Source organism: Janthinobacterium violaceinigrum (assembly GCF_009208555.1).
GTDB lineage: Bacteria > Pseudomonadota > Gammaproteobacteria > Burkholderiales > Burkholderiaceae_D > Janthinobacterium > Janthinobacterium violaceinigrum.
The window spans coordinates 84939-103403 of sequence record NZ_WFLI01000005.1 but is presented as its reverse complement, the minus strand read 5'-3'; the positions used below and the strand labels follow the sequence as shown (position 1 = coordinate 103403).

Annotated in this window: 17 protein-coding genes; 10 read left to right on the top strand and 7 right to left on the bottom strand. The window is 63.5% G+C overall.

Annotated features, from left to right (window positions below; translation table 11 throughout):
- The first annotated feature begins 64 nt into the window (after positions 1-64).
- Positions 65-283, top strand: a complete 219-nt coding sequence (locus GCN75_RS05985) for a glycine zipper 2TM domain-containing protein (RefSeq protein WP_092800789.1) — start codon at positions 65-67, stop codon at positions 281-283.
- 151 nt (positions 284-434) lie between these two features.
- Here GCN75_RS05985 and GCN75_RS05980 read toward each other — a convergent pair whose 3' ends face one another.
- Positions 435-1211: a Crp/Fnr family transcriptional regulator gene (locus tag GCN75_RS05980; RefSeq protein WP_152281800.1), complete on the bottom strand. Its 777-nt coding sequence runs from the start codon at positions 1209-1211 to the stop codon at positions 435-437.
- Between the two features lie 176 nt (positions 1212-1387).
- Here GCN75_RS05980 and GCN75_RS05975 point away from each other — a divergent pair, with 176 nt between their 5' ends.
- From GCN75_RS05975 to GCN75_RS05960, 4 genes are all read left to right on the top strand, one after another.
- The gene (locus GCN75_RS05975) at positions 1388-2065 is read left to right on the top strand and encodes an outer membrane lipoprotein (protein ID WP_152281799.1); all 678 of its coding nucleotides are present in this window, start codon (positions 1388-1390) and stop codon (positions 2063-2065) included.
- Positions 2066-2230: 165 nt separating this feature from the next.
- Positions 2231-2530 (top strand): hypothetical protein, encoded by a 300-nt coding sequence (locus GCN75_RS05970; protein WP_152281798.1) that lies wholly within the window; start codon positions 2231-2233, stop codon positions 2528-2530.
- 179 nt (positions 2531-2709) lie between these two features.
- On the top strand, positions 2710-2856 hold the full coding sequence (locus GCN75_RS05965; RefSeq protein WP_121670992.1) for a lmo0937 family membrane protein: 147 nt from the start codon (positions 2710-2712) through the stop codon (positions 2854-2856).
- Between the two features lie 156 nt (positions 2857-3012).
- Positions 3013-3696, top strand: coding sequence for an OmpA family protein (locus tag GCN75_RS05960; RefSeq protein WP_152281797.1), 684 nt, complete (start codon positions 3013-3015; stop codon positions 3694-3696).
- Between the two features lie 139 nt (positions 3697-3835).
- On the opposite strand, the gene GCN75_RS05955 is transcribed toward GCN75_RS05960, so the two are convergent.
- Positions 3836-6679, bottom strand: coding sequence for a M16 family metallopeptidase (locus GCN75_RS05955; RefSeq protein WP_152281796.1), 2844 nt, complete (start codon positions 6677-6679; stop codon positions 3836-3838).
- A 288-nt stretch (positions 6680-6967) separates the two neighbouring features.
- Between GCN75_RS05955 and GCN75_RS05950 the strand changes: the two genes are divergently transcribed.
- The 3 genes from GCN75_RS05950 (at position 6968) to GCN75_RS05940 (ending at position 9514) form a co-directional block, all read left to right on the top strand.
- The gene (locus tag GCN75_RS05950; RefSeq protein ID WP_152281795.1) at positions 6968-7255 is read left to right on the top strand and encodes a hypothetical protein; all 288 of its coding nucleotides are present in this window, start codon (positions 6968-6970) and stop codon (positions 7253-7255) included.
- 70 nt (positions 7256-7325) lie between these two features.
- Entirely contained in the window at positions 7326-8873 is a 1548-nt protein-coding gene (locus tag GCN75_RS05945; protein ID WP_152281794.1) for a TerC family protein, read from the top strand.
- A gap of 65 nt (positions 8874-8938) precedes the next feature.
- On the top strand, positions 8939-9514 hold the full coding sequence (locus GCN75_RS05940) for a DUF3617 domain-containing protein (protein WP_152281793.1): 576 nt from the start codon (positions 8939-8941) through the stop codon (positions 9512-9514).
- On the opposite strand, the gene GCN75_RS05935 is transcribed toward GCN75_RS05940, so the two are convergent.
- Positions 9502-10563, bottom strand: a complete 1062-nt coding sequence (locus GCN75_RS05935; RefSeq protein ID WP_319633284.1) for a porin — start codon at positions 10561-10563, stop codon at positions 9502-9504. The two genes, GCN75_RS05940 and GCN75_RS05935, sit on opposite strands and share 13 nt — an antisense overlap.
- A 367-nt stretch (positions 10564-10930) precedes the next feature.
- Between GCN75_RS05935 and GCN75_RS05930 the strand changes: the two genes are divergently transcribed.
- Together GCN75_RS05930 and cls are read left to right on the top strand one after the other, a co-directional pair.
- Positions 10931-13042 (top strand): site-specific recombinase, encoded by a 2112-nt coding sequence (locus GCN75_RS05930; protein WP_152281791.1) that lies wholly within the window; start codon positions 10931-10933, stop codon positions 13040-13042.
- Positions 13039-14430 (top strand): cardiolipin synthase, encoded by a 1392-nt coding sequence (gene cls, locus GCN75_RS05925; RefSeq protein ID WP_152281790.1) that lies wholly within the window; start codon positions 13039-13041, stop codon positions 14428-14430. The genes GCN75_RS05930 and cls overlap by 4 nt, the downstream gene beginning before the upstream one ends.
- A gap of 24 nt (positions 14431-14454) precedes the next feature.
- Here cls and GCN75_RS05920 read toward each other — a convergent pair whose 3' ends face one another.
- The 4 genes from GCN75_RS05920 to GCN75_RS05905 all read right to left on the bottom strand — a co-directional run bounded on the left by GCN75_RS05920 (position 14455) and on the right by GCN75_RS05905 (position 18387).
- Positions 14455-15639, bottom strand: a complete 1185-nt coding sequence (locus GCN75_RS05920; RefSeq protein ID WP_152281789.1) for a M23 family metallopeptidase — start codon at positions 15637-15639, stop codon at positions 14455-14457.
- A gap of 266 nt (positions 15640-15905) precedes the next feature.
- Positions 15906-16724, bottom strand: coding sequence for a metallophosphoesterase family protein (locus GCN75_RS05915; protein ID WP_152281788.1), 819 nt, complete (start codon positions 16722-16724; stop codon positions 15906-15908).
- A 3-nt stretch (positions 16725-16727) separates the two neighbouring features.
- Positions 16728-17726, bottom strand: a complete 999-nt coding sequence (locus tag GCN75_RS05910) for a diacylglycerol/lipid kinase family protein (protein ID WP_226941146.1) — start codon at positions 17724-17726, stop codon at positions 16728-16730.
- The gene (locus tag GCN75_RS05905; RefSeq protein WP_152281787.1) at positions 17653-18387 is read right to left on the bottom strand and encodes a phosphatase PAP2 family protein; all 735 of its coding nucleotides are present in this window, start codon (positions 18385-18387) and stop codon (positions 17653-17655) included. The genes GCN75_RS05910 and GCN75_RS05905 overlap by 74 nt, the downstream gene beginning before the upstream one ends.
- Positions 18388-18465 lie beyond the last annotated feature (78 nt).

Genomic DNA, 18465 nt, shown 5'->3' with positions numbered 1-18465 from the left:
TACGAAGTCTTACCGGCCCATACCTCGCCGGCGCCACGAGGTCCGAATTCATAGGAGAACTATCATGCAAATCATTAAAAAACTCGCCGCTACCACTTCCGTTGCCGCCCTGCTGTTGAGCTTGACCGCTTGCGCCAACATGTCCGGCCAGGATAAAAACACGGCCATCGGCGCCGGTGTCGGCGCCGTTGCCGGCTCCGTGCTGACGGGCGGCAGCGCCGTCGGCGCCGTCGGCGGCGCCGCTGTCGGCGGCGTGATCGGTAATCAGGTCAAGCCGAAGTAATCGCTGATGGAGAAAGCGGGGTGGGTGCCCAGGCGCCCGCCCCGCTTTTTTGCGTTTGCGGCACGGGGAAGCCGGCGTGCAGGCAGCAGCCAGGCACGCGGCAGGTAAGCGGCAGGTAAGCGGGACAAAGACTGGCAGACTCGCGGGGAGATCAGACGAAGACGTTGGCCATGCCGATGGCGCCGCTGTCCTTGACCAGCTCGTAGCAGCGGCAGGAAACGGCTTCCAGGCCGGCCGAATCGAGGATTTCGATGTTGCCGCGGCTGTAGGTAATCAGTTTTTGCTGTTGCAGCGCGCTGGCTGCCTTGGTCACGCCGACCCTGCGCACGCCCAGGGTATGGGCGAGAAATTCATGCGTCAGGTGGAATTTTTCCGACTGCAGGCGGTCGCGCGTGATGAGCAGCGAACGGGCCAGGCGCGCCTCGAGCACGTGGAAGCGGCTGCACACGGCAATCTGGATGGCTTGCGCCAGCAAGGTGTCCGTATAGCGGTACAGCAGGCGCTGCAGGGAGTCGAGCTGGGCGAATTCGGCGCAGAAATCGGCGCGCGCGATGCGGCTGGCCGTGCCGGAACGTTGCACCACGGCACGCACTTGCGCCAGGTCATGACCGAGCGCGACGGAAGCGCCCAGCACGCCTTCGCGGCCGACGGAGCCCACTTCCAGGGTCATCCGCCCTTCCGCCACGGCCAGCAGCGAAATCAGGCAGTCGCCAGGGAAATAAATGTGGCCGATAGGCTGGCCCGGCTCGTACAGCACCTCGCCTACCTCGACCGTGACGGTATCGAACAGGGCCGCCAGGTGCCGCAAGTCGTGCTCGGGCAGGCTGGCCAGCAAGCGGTTGCCGGCAGTGGGCGCGCCCGCGGGCGTACCCAGGCCGGATCGGCCTGCGTCGCGGGACAGGGTCATGCTGGCAGTCGTTGGTGGCATTGCTTTTCCTTGGTGTCGTTACAACTCGACATAATTTTTACTTAGCCTACGGTGCTGTACGGGCCCTGTATGTACGGTGACGCACGGAAGCGGGGCAAGCGGCGCAGCACACTGGCAACACACACGAATAACACGCACTACCCTTTTCATTATTTTAAAAAATCAAGGAGCCTTCCATGACCACCACGACCAAATCCCTCCATCCGCTGGTGCTTGCCGCCGCCGTCGCCGTCCTGCTGTTTTGCGGCGTCGGCACGGCTGCCCTGATGGGCTGGCTGCCTTCGTCCCAGGGCGATGCCCAGCCATTGGCGGCCAGCGCCTCGGCCGAACAGCTGGCCAGCCTGCAGGCGAACCAGCCGCAAGCGAACCTGCAGCCGGCCGGCGCCTTGCCGCTGGCCGCCCTGCCGCCACAGCAGCAGCAGCAGCAGCAGCAGCAGCAGCAGCAGCCCGTGCGCCAGCCGCAGCCACAGCCGCCGCAACAGCAATATGCAGCAGCGCCGGCGCCCGCACCGCAGGTATGCGGCAATTGCGGCGTGATCGAAGCCATCCATGAAGTCAATACGCGCGCCGAAGGCAGCGGCGTGGGCGCGGCCGGCGGCGCCGTCGTCGGCGGCTTGCTGGGCAACCAGGTGGGCGGTGGCCACGGCAGGCAGCTGGCCACCGTGCTGGGTGCCGTGGGCGGCGCCGTCGCCGGCAACCAGATCGAAGGCAGCGTGCGCGCCACGCGCAGCTACAACATCGTCGTGCGCCTCGATACGGGCAAGACGCGCACCGTGCACCAGAGCGCCGCGCCCAACTGGCGCCAGGGCGACCGCGTGCGCGTCGTCAACGGCGGCTTGCGCGCCATCGGCTAACGCCGCCGCGGCAGCGCTGCCGCGATTAGTTGCAAATTAAACACACGCCCGGCCTGTCCGGGCGTTTTCTTTTTGGCAATGTTCGTTGGCGTAAAGATGAGCTTGCCGTCCCGCGAGATGATGCATTCAGGAAAGTTCAACGGATAATCCCCTCAAGGAGCAGCGATGGAAAACGACAAGGCAGGCAGCAACAGGATCTGGCTCGGCTTTATCGGCGGCGGCATGCTGGCCACCGCGCTGGGCTTTTGCGCGCTGGACCTGGCGCCGGCGCAAGCGAGCGCACCCGTGTTCGGCGTCATGCTGTTGCTGACGGGCGGCATGGTCAGCTGCCTGGCGGGCGCCGTCGGCATGGCCGGCATGCTGGCCTGGATACCGGGCATGGAGGGCGAAGCGGAACGGCGTGCGCAGCCGCAACGGCGCCTCCGCGAGCGCAATCTGCCCAAATCGGGTGAATTGACAGGCTAAATGAGGGTTGTGTACGGCAGCGTACAGAAAATTTCAGAAACAAAGTAGACAATAAGTCATGGCATCAGCGTTCAGCGACCCGGTCGCCGCGCAATGACAAAAACCGATGACGGCGCCGGAAGCCAGCAACTTGCCAGCCAGGCAGCCGTCATCCACACACTACTCTCGGAGGACATATCATGCTCTATACAATCGCAGTAGTACTCATCATTCTCTGGCTGCTGGGTCTGGTCACTTCCTATACCATCGGCGGCTTCATTCATATCCTCCTGGTCGTTGCAGTCATCATGATCCTGTTGCGCCTGATTAGCGGACGCGGGCTTTAGACCCGGTCGTTAGCGCAGGCTGACAGGAGCGGCGCGCGTGCAAACGGGCGCCGCTCTTTTACGTACGGTGTGCGCACTGGCACGCCGATGCATTTTGCAGTAACGTGTGCAGGTAGTTCCTGGGTATGTCCCAATAACAAAACAAGGAGAAAATCCATGAAAGCATTGAAAAACGGCGCTGGCGCCAAATCCCTGGTCGGCATGCTGGTCCTCGCGCTGGCTGCCACCGGCTGCGCTGACATGTCCTCGACGCAACGTGGCACGGCCACGGGCGCGGGCATCGGCGCTGGCTTGGGCGCCTTGATCGGCGGCACCACCGGCGGCGGCAGCAGCGGCCGCACGGCTGGCGGCGCCCTGCTGGGCGCAGCGGCTGGCGCCGTGGTGGGCAATATCTGGTCGACCCGCATGGAAAACCAGAAGCGCGCGATGGAACAGGCGACACAGGGTACCGGTGTGCAAGTGACGCAGACGGCCGATAACCGCCTGAAAATGGAAATTCCAAGCGACATTTCCTTCGATACCAACCGCGCCGACATCAAGGGCAACTTCCGCCCCATCCTCGACCGCTTTGCCGCCACGCTGAACGAAAACCCGAACACCACGGTCAGCATCATCGGCCACACGGACAGCACGGGCAGCGATTCCATCAACGAACCGCTGTCGGTGGAACGCGCAGCCCACACGCGCGACTACCTGTCCATGCGCGGCGTGTCGCCCACGCGCGTCGTCACGGAAGGCCGCGGCGCACGCGAGCCGATCGCCTCGAATGCGGATGCCTCGGGACGCGCACGCAATCGCCGCGTGGAAATCTACGTCGCCGAAATGGCGCCACGGGGCTAACACCGAACCCAACCTGCTGCGCGGCGCTTTGCGGCCTGCGACGGTTTTGTCCGGCGTCGTGACTGTTACGTCAACGTCCTGAAATAAAAGAAGCCCGCTGGCAAATAATTTGCCAGCGGGCTTCTTTATTTAAAACAGCTTACTTCGACGTCGTTGCCTTGGCGCCGCTGTCGCCCTCTTTCGCCACCTTGGCAAAGTCGCCCGCCGTGACGACGGAGACGGCCGCTGGCTTCAGGTAGTCGCGCAAGCCCTGGTTCACTTGCGCCAGGGTCAAGGCGGCCACTTTCGCTTCCAGATCCTTGTCGTAAGCCATGGTGCGGTCCTGCGCCAGGTAGCCGGCCAGTTCGCGCGCCAGGCCCGCATCTTGCGTGCGGCCCACTTCTTCCGACTGCAGCCAGCCTTTCTTTGCTTCGGCCAGTTCCGTTTCCGTGAACCCGTCGGCCAGCGCCTTGGCAATTTCCTCGCGCAGGGCAGCTTCCACCTTGACCGTGTTTTGCGGGGCGCTGATGGCATACGCCATCCAGTAGCCGGCCGGCTCGCGCGACGGCACGGAAACTTGCGATCCGACGCCGTACGACAGGCCTTCCTTCTGGCGGATGCGGTCGGCCAGGCGGCTGCGCAAGGCGCCGCCACCGAGCATGTGATTGGCCATCAGCAAGGCGGGATAGGCGGCAGCGTCATCCTTGAGGGGGATCGGCTGGATGGCGAACAGCACGCTGTTGGCCTTGTCCGGCGTTTCCAGGGCGACTTTCTCGCCGCTGACGGGCTTGACGGCATCAGGAATGCGCACATACGGCTGCTGCGCCTTCCAGCTGCCGTACAGGCTGGCCACTTGCGCCTTCAGCGCGGCCGGGTCGAAATCGCCCACGGCCGCAAAGGTGGCGTTCGACGCGCCATAGTAGGCGCCATGGAAGGCTTTCACGTCGGCCACCTGGATGGCTTTCCATTGGGCCAGCTCGGCCGGCAGGGTGGCCACGTGGCGCACATGGCCTTCCGGCGTGGCGTCGAGCAGGCGGCGGAAGGCGTTCACGGCCAGCGGCTGCGGTTCAGGCAATTCCTGCTCCGCGCGGCCCACTCTTTCGCGCTGCAATTCCAGGAATTCCGTTTCGCTCAAGGCAGGCTTTTGCAGCACTTGCGCCAGCAGGTCCATGGCGGCCGGCAAATTGTCGCGCTTGCCCGTCAGGGTGGCCGTGACGCCCTCGGCGCCGCCCGCGATGGCCACTTGCATGCCCAGCTGGTCGAACTTGTCCTTCACTTCCTGGCGCGACAGTTTATCCGTGCCGCGCGACAACAGATTGGCCGTGTAGCTGCCCACCTGCGCCTTGCCGCGCAAGCTCTCTTCGCTGCCGATCTGCAATTTCAACACGACGCTGACCGTGCTGCCCTTGGTTTTCTTCGGCAGCAAGGCGCCCTTCAAGCCGTTCGGCAAGGTGAAGCGCGTGGTGCGCGCTTCGATATTGTCGGGGCTGGGGTCGAACGCTTCGCCCTGCGCCACCACGGCGCGGCCCGTGTAGCCGGCCAGCTGCGGCGCCACATCGGCGTAGGCCGGCACGACCGTGCGGTCCGGCGCATCGGTGGGAATGAAGCGGCCCAGGGTACGGTTCGAGCTCTTCAGGTATTTCTCGGCCGCCGCCTGCACCTGCGCCGTCGTCAGCTTGTCGAGCTGGTCGCGCTGCAGGAAGAACAAACGCCAGTCGCCGGCCGCCAAGGATTCCGTCAGGGCAATCGTCATGCGCGCCGTGTTCGAGGTGATCAGTTCCACCTGCTTGCTCAGCTGCTGCTTCACGCGCGCCACTTCCGCATCCGTGATGGGCTGCGATTTCAGCTCTTCCAGCACTTTCAGCATGGCCGCTTGCGCCGCATCGAGGTTGCCATCGACGGGCACCAGCGCACCGAACAGGTTGTAGCCCGGTTCCAGGTTGCTCACCGTGTTGTATTCGATCTTGCTGGCCAGCTTGGTTTCCACCAGCGCCTTGTGCAGGCGGCCGGCCGGCGCGTCCGTCAGCACGTGGCCCAGCACCTCGATGGCCACCGCTTCCGGGTTGCCGGACGGCGCCACATGGTAGCCGGCGCCGACGAACTGCGTGCCGCCGCTGCGGCGCACCGTCACGGCGCGCTCGCCATCCTGCACGGGTTCGGCCGTGTAGGTGGGCTCGATCACGCGCGTGGGTTTCGGGATCTTGCCGAACAAGTCATTGATCTGCTTCAAGACCGTCGCTTCGTCGAAGCGGCCCGCCACCATCAGCACGGCGTTGTCCGGCTGATAATATTTGTGATAGAACGCGCGCAGGCGGGGAATGTTCACCTGCTCGATGTCGGAACGGGCGCCGATGGTCGACTTGCCGTAGTTGTGCCAATCGTAGGCGATGGCCTGGATGCGTTCGCTGGTCACGCCGATCGGGTCGCTCTCGCCCATCTCGAACTCGTTGCGCACGACCGTCATCTCGCCCTTTTGCGTCTTCGGATTCCACAGGTCGTTCTGGTCGATGGCCGCGTTGACCATGCGGTCCGCTTCCATGGCCAGCATCTGGCGCAGGTTGTCGTCGTTGGCGGGGAAGGTGGCGTAGTAATTGGTGCGGTCGTACCACGTGGTGCCGTTGAACTGGGCGCCTGTCGAGTTCAGTATCTCGACGGGGGTCTTGGTCCCCTTCTTGACGCCAAAGTTGGCGCTGGGCTTGAACAGCAAATGCTCGAGCAAGTGGGCCATGCCCGTTTCGCCATAGTTTTCATGGCGCGAGCCGACCAGATAGACGATGTTGGTGGTCAGGGTGGGCTTGCTGGCATCGGGGAACAGCAGCACGCGCAAGCCATTGGCCAGCCGGTATTCGGTGATGCCTTCGACGGACGTGACTTTGACGGCGGTGCGGCTGGGGGCTGCCTTGCCGGTTTTCTGGGTCGGCGCGGCTTCGACAGGGGTGGCGGCCAAGACGAACGACGGCGAGAGGATGCCGGCGGCAAGCAGGAGGGCGGTAATTGGTTTCAAGTCGGAGTCCTGGTAACACTACGTTATTAGACAAGCGCACAAGCGGGCGCCATGGAAGACAAACGCAAGAATGTTCACCGGGCCCGCGCTGCGTCTTCGCCGCCAGGTGAAATTATTACTATTTCACAATTTACGGCATACTTATCAGTTACGCAAGTCCTTGTCATCAAGCTGTTATGTGCCCGTGTTATACTCCGCGGTTCCAGAACTATCTGCCTGTATATGAGACGAGCTCTCGTCCTGCTCTGCCTTTTTGTTTTCATCGCGTTACCCCAGGCGTTCGCCAGCATGGCCTACGCCAGCCCTTCCCCATTCCAGCACGCTAACGCGGCCGGCGTTGCCGCCACGCCTGCCCTCGTCGCGGATTGCCACGATGCCGACGCCCATGCCGGCTTGCCCGGCGACAATTGCGGCGCCGACGAATGCGACAACGATCCCATCACGCTGTACCCGACCTCGCGCCAGGGGGCGCCGTTTTGCGCCATCATTTGGCAAGCGGGACCGGGAGCACTTGCCGAAGCGGACGCGCGGCGGGCCACCCGGCCGCCGCGCGTCCGCCGCCACTTCACGCAATAGCAACATGGTTCCCTGGAGCAGACGCTGCCAGGCACGCTTTATATTGATTTGACTTTACAAGGTTACACACATGGAATGGTTATTTGACCCGACAATCTGGGTCGGCCTGCTGACGCTGGTCGTACTGGAAATCGTACTGGGTATCGACAACCTGATTTTCATCGCCATCCTGGCGGAAAAACTGCCGCCGCACCAGCGCGACCGGGCACGCGTGCTGGGCCTGACCCTGGCCCTCGTGATGCGCCTGGGCCTGCTTTCGCTGATTTCCTGGCTGGTCACCCTGACCACGCCACTGTTTTCCATATGGACGTTTTCGTTCTCGGGGCGGGACCTGATCCTGCTCGTGGGCGGCCTGTTCCTGCTGTTCAAGGCCACCACCGAGCTGCATGAGCGCCTCGAAGGCGTCACCCACGCCCAGACGGGCCCCAAGGTCTACGCCGGCTTCGGCCTGGTGGTGGCGCAGATCGTCGTGCTCGACGCCGTCTTCTCGCTCGACGCCGTCATCACGGCCGTCGGCATGGTGGAAAACCTGTACGTGATGATGGCGGCCGTCGTCATTTCCATCGTCGTCATGATGCTCGCGTCGAAAGTGCTGACGCGCTTCGTCAACGCCCACCCCACCGTCGTCGTGCTGTGCCTGAGCTTTTTGCTGATGATCGGCCTGTCGCTGGTGGCCGAAGGCCTGGGCTTCCACATTCCGAAAGGCTATCTGTATGCGGCCATCGGTTTCTCGATCGTCATCGAATTCTTCAATCAGCTGGCGCGCCGCAACTTCCTCAAGCTGCAGTCGAACGCCCCGCTGCGCGACCGCACGGCGCAAGCCGTGCTGAGCCTGCTGGGCGGACGCAAGGGCCGCGAAGCCGTGGAAGAGCACGAAGTCAAGGAAATGCCCGACGTCTCCGCCTTTGGCGTGGAAGAGCGCAACATGGTCAGCGGCGTGCTGACCCTGGCCGAACGCTCGATCCGCTCCGTGATGACGCCGCGCGGCGACGTGTCGTGGGTCAACCTCAACGACAGCAGCGACAAGATGCTGCAATTGCTGCGCGAAACGCCGCACAGCATGATTCCTGTCTGCAACGATGACCTGGACAATGTGGTGGGCATCGCGCGCAGCAAGGACTTGATCGAGGATCTGGTATCGCACGGCAAGATCGACCCGGCCAGCATGCGCGAAGCCGTCGTCGTGCCGGAAGCGGCCGGCGTGCTGAAAGCCATGGAAACCCTGAAGCGCTCGCGCGGCCAGCTGGTGCTGGTGGTCGACGAGTTCGGCACCGTGCAGGGCGTGCTCACGCCCATCGACATCCTTGAAGCCATCGCCGGCGAATTCCCCGACGAAGACGAGCAGCCGGACGTGGAAGTGCTGGGCCCCGGCCATTGGCGCATCGACGGCGCCACGGACCTGCATTATCTGGAGCAAGTGTTCGAGACGGAAACCCTGGTCAGCGAAGACGGCGAGTACAACTCGCTGGCCGGCTTCCTGCTGGCGCATTTCGAGAACATGCCGGCCGTGGGCGAAGTGCTGGAACTCGATGACTTGCGCTATGAAATCGTCGAGGCGGACGAGCGCCGCATCGCCTGCGTGGACGTGCGCCGCATCGAACCCGATCACAGTTTGTAACACAATGGCAAGCGTGTCCCGCTTGCCATGCCGTATGCTGGGGTCTGCCAATACGGAGACCCCCGATGAAATTTTCCCTGTCAAGCCTGACCCTGCTGGCCTGCGCCGCCTTCGGCGCCCAAGCCAGCGCCCAGACCGCCACGCAGTCCCCCGCCATCAAGCCGGGCCTGTGGCAAGTCGACAGCAAGATGGCGTCGCCGGACGCGGCCACGGACAATGCCATGTCCATGGTGCTGCAACAGCTGGGCAACCTTCCTCCCGATCAACGCAAGCAGCTGGAAGCCATGGCGGCCAGCCGCGGCATGGCCATGCCCACCGTGGCGGCCGACGGCGCCGTGCGCGTGACGGCCTGCGTGACGCCGGACATGGCCGCGCGCAAGCAGATTCCCACGGGCCAGCCCGGCGACTGCAAATCGAAGAACACGGACATCGCGGGCGGCATGCAGGTGTCGTTTACATGCGCGAACCCGAAATCGAGCGGCGAAGGCAAGGTGCTGTTCAGCGGCGACCAGGCCTTCAACATGCAGCTGGCGGTGACGACCAGTGCGCGGGGCGCGCCGGAACAGGTGAATGTGACGAGCAACGGCAAATGGCTGGGCGCCAGCTGCCCGGCCCAGGCGCGGAACGTTCAGAAGCCGTGACGGAAGCCCAGGTTGAATGCCGCATCGCCGCGGCCCGCGTCGCTGGCATTGCCCACCGTGTAGCGGGCGCCGTTCTTGTTGTGGATCTTCGCATAGGACGCGTAGAAATCGCTGCGTTTTGACAGCGTGTACGTGAGGCCGACGGCCACCTGGCTGGCGTCGCGGTTGGCCAGGTCGCGGTCATCCTTGCGCACCCAGGACGCCAGCAGCTTGAAGCCGCCCACGGGCACGGACACGCCCAGCAAGGTGTCGCGGCTGTCCGAGGACGACATCGACAGGGCCAGCGCGCTGTAGGCGTTGCTGGGGTCCCACGGCGAACTGCCATAGCCCTTGTTCACGCCCACGGCGGCAAAGGCGGTGGCCACTTTCAGGTCGATGTTCGCCGCGATCAGGGTGTTGCGGGCCGACATGTCGATGGCGGGCAAGGTGCCGGAAGCGAGGATCAGGCTATTCTTGCGCTGGTGCGAAATGCTGACATTCACGGCGCCGGCCGAATAGCCGAGCGTGGCGCCATACGCGCGGTTGTTGGCGCTGCTGTACGGCGACTCGCCGAAGCTGTAGATGGCGCTGGCGGACACGCCGCGCAAGGCGGGCGTCACGTATTTGACGGTATTGTCGTAGCGTTTCACGCTGTAGCCGGCCAGGTTGCTGGCGCTGCCGGCCATGCCGCCCTTGAACGGGTCGGCCACGTCGGTCAGGGCCAGGTAGTGGGGGTTGTACTGGCGCCCCAGGGTCAGCGCACCCAGGCGGCTGTCGAGGCCCACGTAGGCCTGGCGGCCGAACAGGCGGCCGTCTTCCGACTGGCCCGTGTCGTTCTCGATGCCCGCTTCCAAGGTGAACACGGCGGACACGTCGTTGCCCAGCGCTTCGCGGCCCTGCACCCCCAGGCGCGAGCCGGAGGCGACGCCGCCCGACACCTTGGTGCTGGCGCAATTGGCGGCACAGCCCCGTTCGGCCACGATGCCCGCGTCGAGCACGCCATACACGGCAACATTACTGGATGCGGCACCGCCCGCGCCATCGGCGGCCTGGGCCGGTGCAAAGAGCACCCAAGGCCCCATCCCTATCACAGCAAGCGCAAAATACGAGGTCTTCATGATAAATATCTCGGTAACGTGAATTGAAACTTCCCGGTATTGATCAGGACATGCGCTGTGTGTCTGATCTTAGTGTTACCTTATCCTCGCTTTTTGTCCAGCCATCCGTGCGTTGTACAACAGAAACTTCAGCTTAGCCCCGGGAACTGCGTCGCGCACTGACAACACGCAAGTTTGACCATGATTGTGGCAATTTGCGGCAAAATGGCGTTAAATGCAGGCCCTGCCGTAAAGCAATGTTCGCTGGCGAACGTTGCGCAGTTTCGCGCAGGCGGTACACTACTGGTTTTACCGACAGCGGCTCGCCCGTTTTTTCTGCATGCTAGCTATCCTCGAACGCATTGACCCCAACTCCAGCAATATCGACTTGCTGGTGGAATTGTTCAACTCACTGCGTCCCAAGCGCCCCCACGACAGCGCTACCGCGATCGCCAACGTGCGCACCCTGCGCCAGCTTCTCAAAGGTAATCCCGCGCAAGCGCGCGCCCTGCACGAATACGTGCTGCGCGTGCTGGCCGCGCGCCGCCACGCCAGCCTGTACACGGATATCGGCGTGCTGTCGAACAGCGGCTTTTTCACGGAATTGAAACGCCGCATCGCCTACCGCATGCTGCCGCCCGCCCTCGGCGACGAATACCTGAACGACGCGCTCGACCAGGTGCTGTACCTGAAGACCGATTATTTGTGGATCAGCAACGTACCCGCCACGGACTGGCTGGAACTGTTCGACGTACTGACCAGCGACGAGATCGAACTGGCCGTCGGCGACGGCAATATCATGCTGCCGGGTATGCTCGACGCCATCCGCACCCTGTCCTACCGCGTCTGCGCCATGGGCCTGGAACCGGAATTGACACGTTTCCATAGCGAAATCGAAGTGTTCCAGTCGCCGTTCATGGTGCAGAACACGGAAGTGAACGCCTACCTCGATGCCTACACGAATCTATTGCACGGCAACATCGAGCACATCGAGGATGCGCGCCACCTGCTGGTGATGCTGGACCAGTGCGACGCCGTCATCGCCAAGATCCGCAAGAAGGCGCTGTACCAGGGCACCAGCATTCCCCTCACCTATTTATTGGTGGCGCTGGCGCAAAGCATCGAGCGCCTGCGCAAGCTGCTGTTCCTCGTCGACACGAGCGGCGAATTGCCCGCCTCCGCCAACGTGGACATCGCCGCCATCACCGTCGACGCCACGGCCGACCTGCTCGACGCGCAGCCCGTCAGCCGCCGTCGCGCGGGCGCCGTGGGCCTGGCGCTGGAACTGATCCAGGCGCACAACAACAAATACAAGGTCAGCGACCTGTTTTCCGACAATATCAACTTGCTGGCACGCAATGTGACGGAAAACGCCAGCCGCACGGGCGAGCACTACATCGCGGAAAACCGCCGCGAAATGGGCGCCATGTTCCTGTCCTCCGCGGGCGCCGGCATCATCATCGGCTTCATGGCCCTGTTCAAGATATTGATGTCGTATCTGCGCTCGGCGCCGCTGGTCGAAGCGTTCATGTTCAGCATGAATTACTCGATCGGCTTCATGTTCATCCACTTGCTGCACTTCACGGTGGCCACCAAGCAGCCGGCCATGACGGCGTCGCGCATCGCCGCGGGCCTGCACAGCAAGGATGGACGGAATATCGACCTCGACAGCATGGCGGAACTGATCAACAAGGTGTTCCGCACGCAAAACATGGCCGTGCTGGGCAACCTGGCCACGGCCATCCCCACGGCGTGGCTGATCGCGCTCGGCTACAAGGCGATTACGGGACACAACCTGGTGACGCCGGAAAAAGCCATGCATCTGCTGCACGATATCGACCCCATCGGCAGTCCCGCCATCTTCTACGCCATGATCGCCGGCGTCTGCCTGTTCGTGGCGGGCCTGATTTCCGGCTACTACGACAACCAGGCGCTGTACACGCGCTGGGCGCAGCGCATCGCGCAATTGCGCGGCCTGGGCCGTGTCATCGGCCAGGAACGCTTGCAACGGCTGGGCCTGTACCTGGAAAACAACTTGGGCGGCCTGATGGGTAACTTCTATTTCGGTATCCTGCTGGGCTCCATCGGCACCCTGGGTTTCCTGATCGGCTTGCCGATCGATATCCGCCACATCACCTTCTCGGCCGCCAACTTCGCCACGGCCCTGGTGGGACTCGACCACAACATGAGCTGGCAGCTGGCCGTCAAGTCGCTGTCGGGCATCTTCGCCATCGGCACGGCCAACCTGCTGGTCAGCTTCGGCCTGGCCCTGTGGGTGGCGCTGCGTTCGCGCCAGGTGCGCTTCAAGCACGGCATGCAATTGCTGAAGATTCTGGGCAAGCGTTTCCTGAAGTCGCCCATCGTCTTCTTCTTCGGCTCGAAAAACCCGCCGCCACTGGCACTGGCCGATGATTCGGCAAACCTGTCCCCCACGACCAAGGCTCAAAAATGACCGCCAGGCGCATGCAACCCTGCCTCACCGCCCTACTGCTGTGCTGGACTCTGGCTGCATGCGCCTCGCTGCCCAACGTCAAGAATCTCAACACCACGCTGGAACCGGTGGCCAAGCCCAAGGTCATCACGGGCAAGGGCGCCGTGCTGAACGTCAACAGCCGCGCCGCCCTGCTCAACAAGCGCTGGGCCAGGTCCGGCATGGACTTGAAAGCCCAGGCCGCGCTGGAAGAGGCGGCCACGGGCGTGCCTTTAATCAAGGGCAACAAGGTGACCCTGCTGTTTGACGGCCCGCAAACGATGGAAGCCATGTTCCAGGCCATCAGCGAGGCCAAGACCAGCATCAACCTGGAAACGTATATCTTCGACCAGGACCCGCTGGGCCTGAAGTTTGCCGACATGCTCATCGAAAAGCAGCAGGCGGGCGTGACGGTCAACGTCATCTACGACAGCGTGGGCACCCTGGGCGTGCCGCAGGCGTTCTTCGACCGCATGCGCGCGGCCGGCGTGCACCTGGTGGCCTTCAACCCCGTCAATCCTGCCAAGCTCAAGGGCGACGACTGGAAGATCAACAACCGCGACCACCGCAAGGTGCTGATCGTCGACGGCAAGACGGCGTTTACGGGCGGCATCAACATCAGCGATACCTATGCGAAAAGCTCGCTGTTCCGCTCGAAATCGAAGCCCACCGACAAGAAGGACGTGGGCTGGCGCGACACGCACGTGAAAGTGGAAGGCCCGGCCGTGGCCGCCTTCCAGTGGCTGTTCATCCGCACCTGGGCCCAGCAAGACCAGGCCGATTTACCGGACGCCAATTATTTCCCTACCCTGTCGGAAGTGGGCGACAAGCTGGTGCGCGTGGTGGCCAGCGAACCGGACGGCGGCTTTGAAATCTACAAGGCGTATATCCTGGCCATCCAGGAAGCGAAAAAATCCATCCACATCACGTCCGCCTACTTCGTGCCCGACCAGCAGACGGTCGACGCGCTGATCGCGGCCGCGAAACGGGGCGTGGACGTCACCGTGGTGCTGCCCGGCGTGTCCGACAGCGGCCTCGTGTTCCATGCGGGCCACGCGCTGTACGACCAGTTGCTGGCGGGCGGCATCCGCATCTTCCACTTGAAACTGGCCGTGCTGCACGCCAAGACGGCCGTCATCGACGGCGCCTGGTCGACCGTGGGTTCGACCAACATCGACATGCGCAGCTTCCTGCATAACAGCGAGCTGAACGTTGTGGTGCTGGGCGACAGCTTCGGCCGCGAAATGGAAAACGCCTTCCAGGAAGACTTGCGCGACTCGGAGGAAATCACCAAGGCCAAGTGGGAATCGCGGCCCTGGGGCGACCGCATGAAGGAGTGGGCGGCGCGCTTCATGCATTACTGGCTGTAGCGGCCGCGCCCGCTTGAACGGCGACTAGGGCGTGCCGAAATCGATGACGCCATCGCCGATCGGATATTCACGCGCACGCGCCTCCCAGGCGTTCTCGGCCACTTTCAGACGGTACTGATCGAACAGGAAAGGCAAGCCTTCGCTGGCCAGGATGTCGGGATTGCTGGCCACCTGAAAATGCAAATGCGGCACCCGCGCATCGCCGGAATTGCCCACCCTCCCAAGCAACTGGCCGCGCCGCACGCGCTGTCCCGTCTTCACCTGCACGCTGCCCGGCTGCAGGTGCGCATATTGCGCGAACTGTCCATTACCCAACGCAATCGTGACCACATTGCCGGCAACATTCTCCATCGAGATGGGCACGGCTGGCGTGAAGCCGGCCGGCGTACGGGGAATATTGTCCGGCATGCCATCGCGCGCCTGGACGATCTCGCCATCGGCCACCGCCAGCACATTTTCGCCATACGCGTGATAGCTGCGCACGTCGCGCGCATCGCCTGCGAACATGCTGCCATCGCGATATTTCTTCCAGTCGAGCGCATAGCGCCGGGCGAGCTGTGCCATGCCGCCGGCCACGAACACGCCCATGCGGTGATGAGAATCGATGCTGGGGCCGTTGTCGGCCGTCCAGCCCGTGCCTTGCAGCGGACGTCCCAGCACGGCCAGCAGCGTATGGCGCGTGCCGATGGGAGGACCGTCGGCCAGCGCCCCGTCAAGTAGCAAGCGATGGCGCAAGGTGGCCGGCACGGCGGCGCTGGCGTCAAACGCCAGACACAGATAGACCACGGCGCCCTGCCCGCCCGCCAGTTGCGCCGCTCCCTCCTCGCTGCTGGCGCCGGCCACGCGCACGCGCTGCCGCAGTTGCGCGGCTGTCAGCGCCAGCAAGGCTTGCCGTTCGCTGCCCGCGAGGACTTCCAGGCCGCGCAAGGTCATGGCCTCGTCGGAAAAGTTATGCAGGTGTAATTCGTAGAGCAGATAATTGCGTCCCGTGCCGGCCAATACGGTGGGTTCCAGCGGCGTGCGCATGTCGAGCTGGGGCGGTGGAAACACGATCGTCTGCACGGTGGTGGCCGCCCGGGCGGGCGCGCCGGCGGCAATCACATCGCAGCCCCGAGGGGGCGGCAGGTCCGCTGCGGTGGCAGCCAACAGTGGCGAGGCGCCGAAGAAACTGCACAGGCAAGCGGCATGGGCAAACAATCTGGCTGACATTGTATCCTTGGAGAAAAGTGGGCACCACGGGCAAGACCGCCGCCGCGTCGCTGCAGAGTAAAAACTGCCAATCTTAGCAGATAAGCATGACCAAAAACATAAAGTTGCCATAGAATAATTATGGCAGGCGCGGCGTGCAAGGATGGGCGTCGACAGGCGCGGGCCGGCACAGGCGGGGGGGAGCGAGGCGTCATTTGCGCGTCACCGATAACGCCACCGCCAACAATAGCGTCGGATGACACGGGACCATGTCCCGCCAATCGGGCTTACAGCGGCCGCAAGCTGGCCCACACGCCGCCCTGGCGCTGGAACGCTTCCGTGCTGACCTTGTCAAAGCCGGCGCTGTCGTCGTTCCAGCTGTAGCGCTCGACGCGGATGCAGCTGGCTTCGATGCGGATGACGTTGAAGGAGTTTGACTCGCCCCTGCCCCGCGTGGACGTGGCCGTGCCCGCCTGCACCATCAGGGCAGCGTAGCCGTCGATCTTGTAGCGTTCGGCCGTGTTGCCCGCCACGCTCGCATGCAAATGGCCCGCCAGCAGCAGGTCGACGCCGCATTCGGAAAACATTTGCAGGGCCAGCGGCGCGCGGTCGACCAGATCATCCTTGTCGAAATGCTCGGGCAAGTCAAATGGATGGTGCGTGACGATGATGCGCGTCAAACCGGGCGGCAAACGGCCCAGGCGTTCACGCAGGAAATCGATCTGTTCATGGCTGATACGGCCATCCTTGAACGTCAATGAACGGGCCGTATTAATGCCCAGCACGGCGATTTCTTCGTCCACATATTCGGGCGACAAATCGTCCGTAACATGGCGCCGGTACTTCACCAGCGGCGTCAGGAAGCGGGAAAAAACGTTGTACAGAGGCACGTCATGGTTGCCCGGCACCACGATCTGCGGCCCCGGCAAGCTGTCGAGAAAGGCCCGCGCCTGCTGGAATTCCGCGCTGCGGGCCCGCTGCGTGAGGTCGCCCGACACCACCACCACGTCCGGTTCCAGCCGTTCGACCAGCGCGCGCAAGGGCGCCAGCAGGGCTGCGTCGACGCGGCCAAAATGCAAATCGGACAAATGCACGAGGGTACGCATGGCCTACTCCCCGCCTGGCGCCGCGGCGGGAGCGGGCACCAGCACGGCCAGCGCGGCGGGACGGATGCGGTAGTGCAGCGGCGTATTCATGATGGTCACTTCGCCATCGGTGGCCACACGCAGGCGGCGGTGTTTCGTGGCGATTTCCAGGTCCGTGGCCGTCAGCACATCGAAATCCTTGGCTTGCGACAATTTGCCGAACAGCGCGTGCAAGGCCAGCTTGAGCAAGCCCAGGCGGCCCGGACGCTGCGCCACGTACAGGCTCAGCTGGCCGCCATCGAGCCGCTCGCGCTCGCCGATATTCAAGCCTTCCATCAGGTATTCATTATTGCCGATGAACACAAACGGCGTGCGGCGCGCATGCACGGCGTCGTTGAGTTTCAATTGCACGCTGAGGAAGGGATAGCGGCGCAAGGCGGCCACCAGGGCCCAGCTGAAGGCCAGCCACTTGCCCCGTCCCAGCCGGCGCTGCTGCTTTTCGCGGTCGCGCACGATATCGGGATACAGGCCCAGGCTGGAATTGTTCAGAAAGATGCGGCCATTCACTTCGCCCACATCGACCTGGTGCGGCACGCCCTGCGCCACGTTGGCAATGGCCGCCTCGAGCGTCAATGGAATATTCAAATCCTTGGCGAAATGGTTCAAGGTGCCCAACGGCAAGACACCAAACGGCGTGCCGCTGCCCGTGACGACGGACGCGACGGCATTGATGGTGCCGTCTCCGCCACCGGCCACGACGATGGGTGCGCCATCGCGCAAGGCCTGTTCGGCCGTGGCGATCATCTCGGCCCCGCTTTGGGCCAAGGTGATGGCGGCATCCAGGCCCACGGCCAGGAACTGCGCTTCCAGCTGCTGCGCCCAGTCGGACGCATAGCCGCAACCGGCGCTCGCGTTGATGATGACTGCAATCTTGCTCAGGATCGTCCCCTTATGTGGTTTGCCGGATATGCCGGCGGCGGCGCAGGGTCGACACGCCGGCGATGCAGATGGCCAGCCAGCCATAGCTTTCCGCCATGGCCGCCAGCACGTCGCTCAGGTAGTGCGCGCCCAGGTAAATGCGGCTGAAACCCACCAGCGCCGCCATCAGAAAGGCCGCCAGCGCGATGGCGATGCGCTTGCCCCAGGCGCCCGGCGCCGTCTGGCAAATCAGGTAGGCGCCCAGCAAGCCGTACAGGGCAGTCGACGTGGCCGTATGACCGCTGGGAAAGCTGTACGTGCTCAAGGCCGTCTGCAAAATGGGGGCGTCAAAGCTGGGCCGCGCGCGGACAAAAATGTACTTTAGCAGCAGGTTCAAAAACATGACGCCCGGCATGGTGATGACCAGGGTAAACAGCCAGTAGGTGGCGCCCTTGCGGTGCAGATACCAGCCCAGCAAGGTGGCCAGGGTGATGGCGCCGATCACGCCATGCAGGTGCGTGACGACCAGCAGGCAACTGGTGATCCACGGCACGGCATGCTGGTTGAACCATTGCGCCACCTGCAGGTCGATCACCGTGATCTGGGCCATGCCCATGACGGCTTCGGCGATCTCGTGGAAGACCACGATGGCGACCAGCATCAGGGCCACGCCCACCGTCATATGCAGGCCCAGCTCCCCTTCGGGCGACAGGCGCGCCTCGACGAAGCGGCGCAGTTTCGTGGTCCAGCCCGTGGTCATGCCCATGTCATTCTTCTCTTGCAAACTGCTCTCGCTTTCCTGTTTTTGGTGCTGATCAAAAAAACCACACCAGTAAAAAAATAC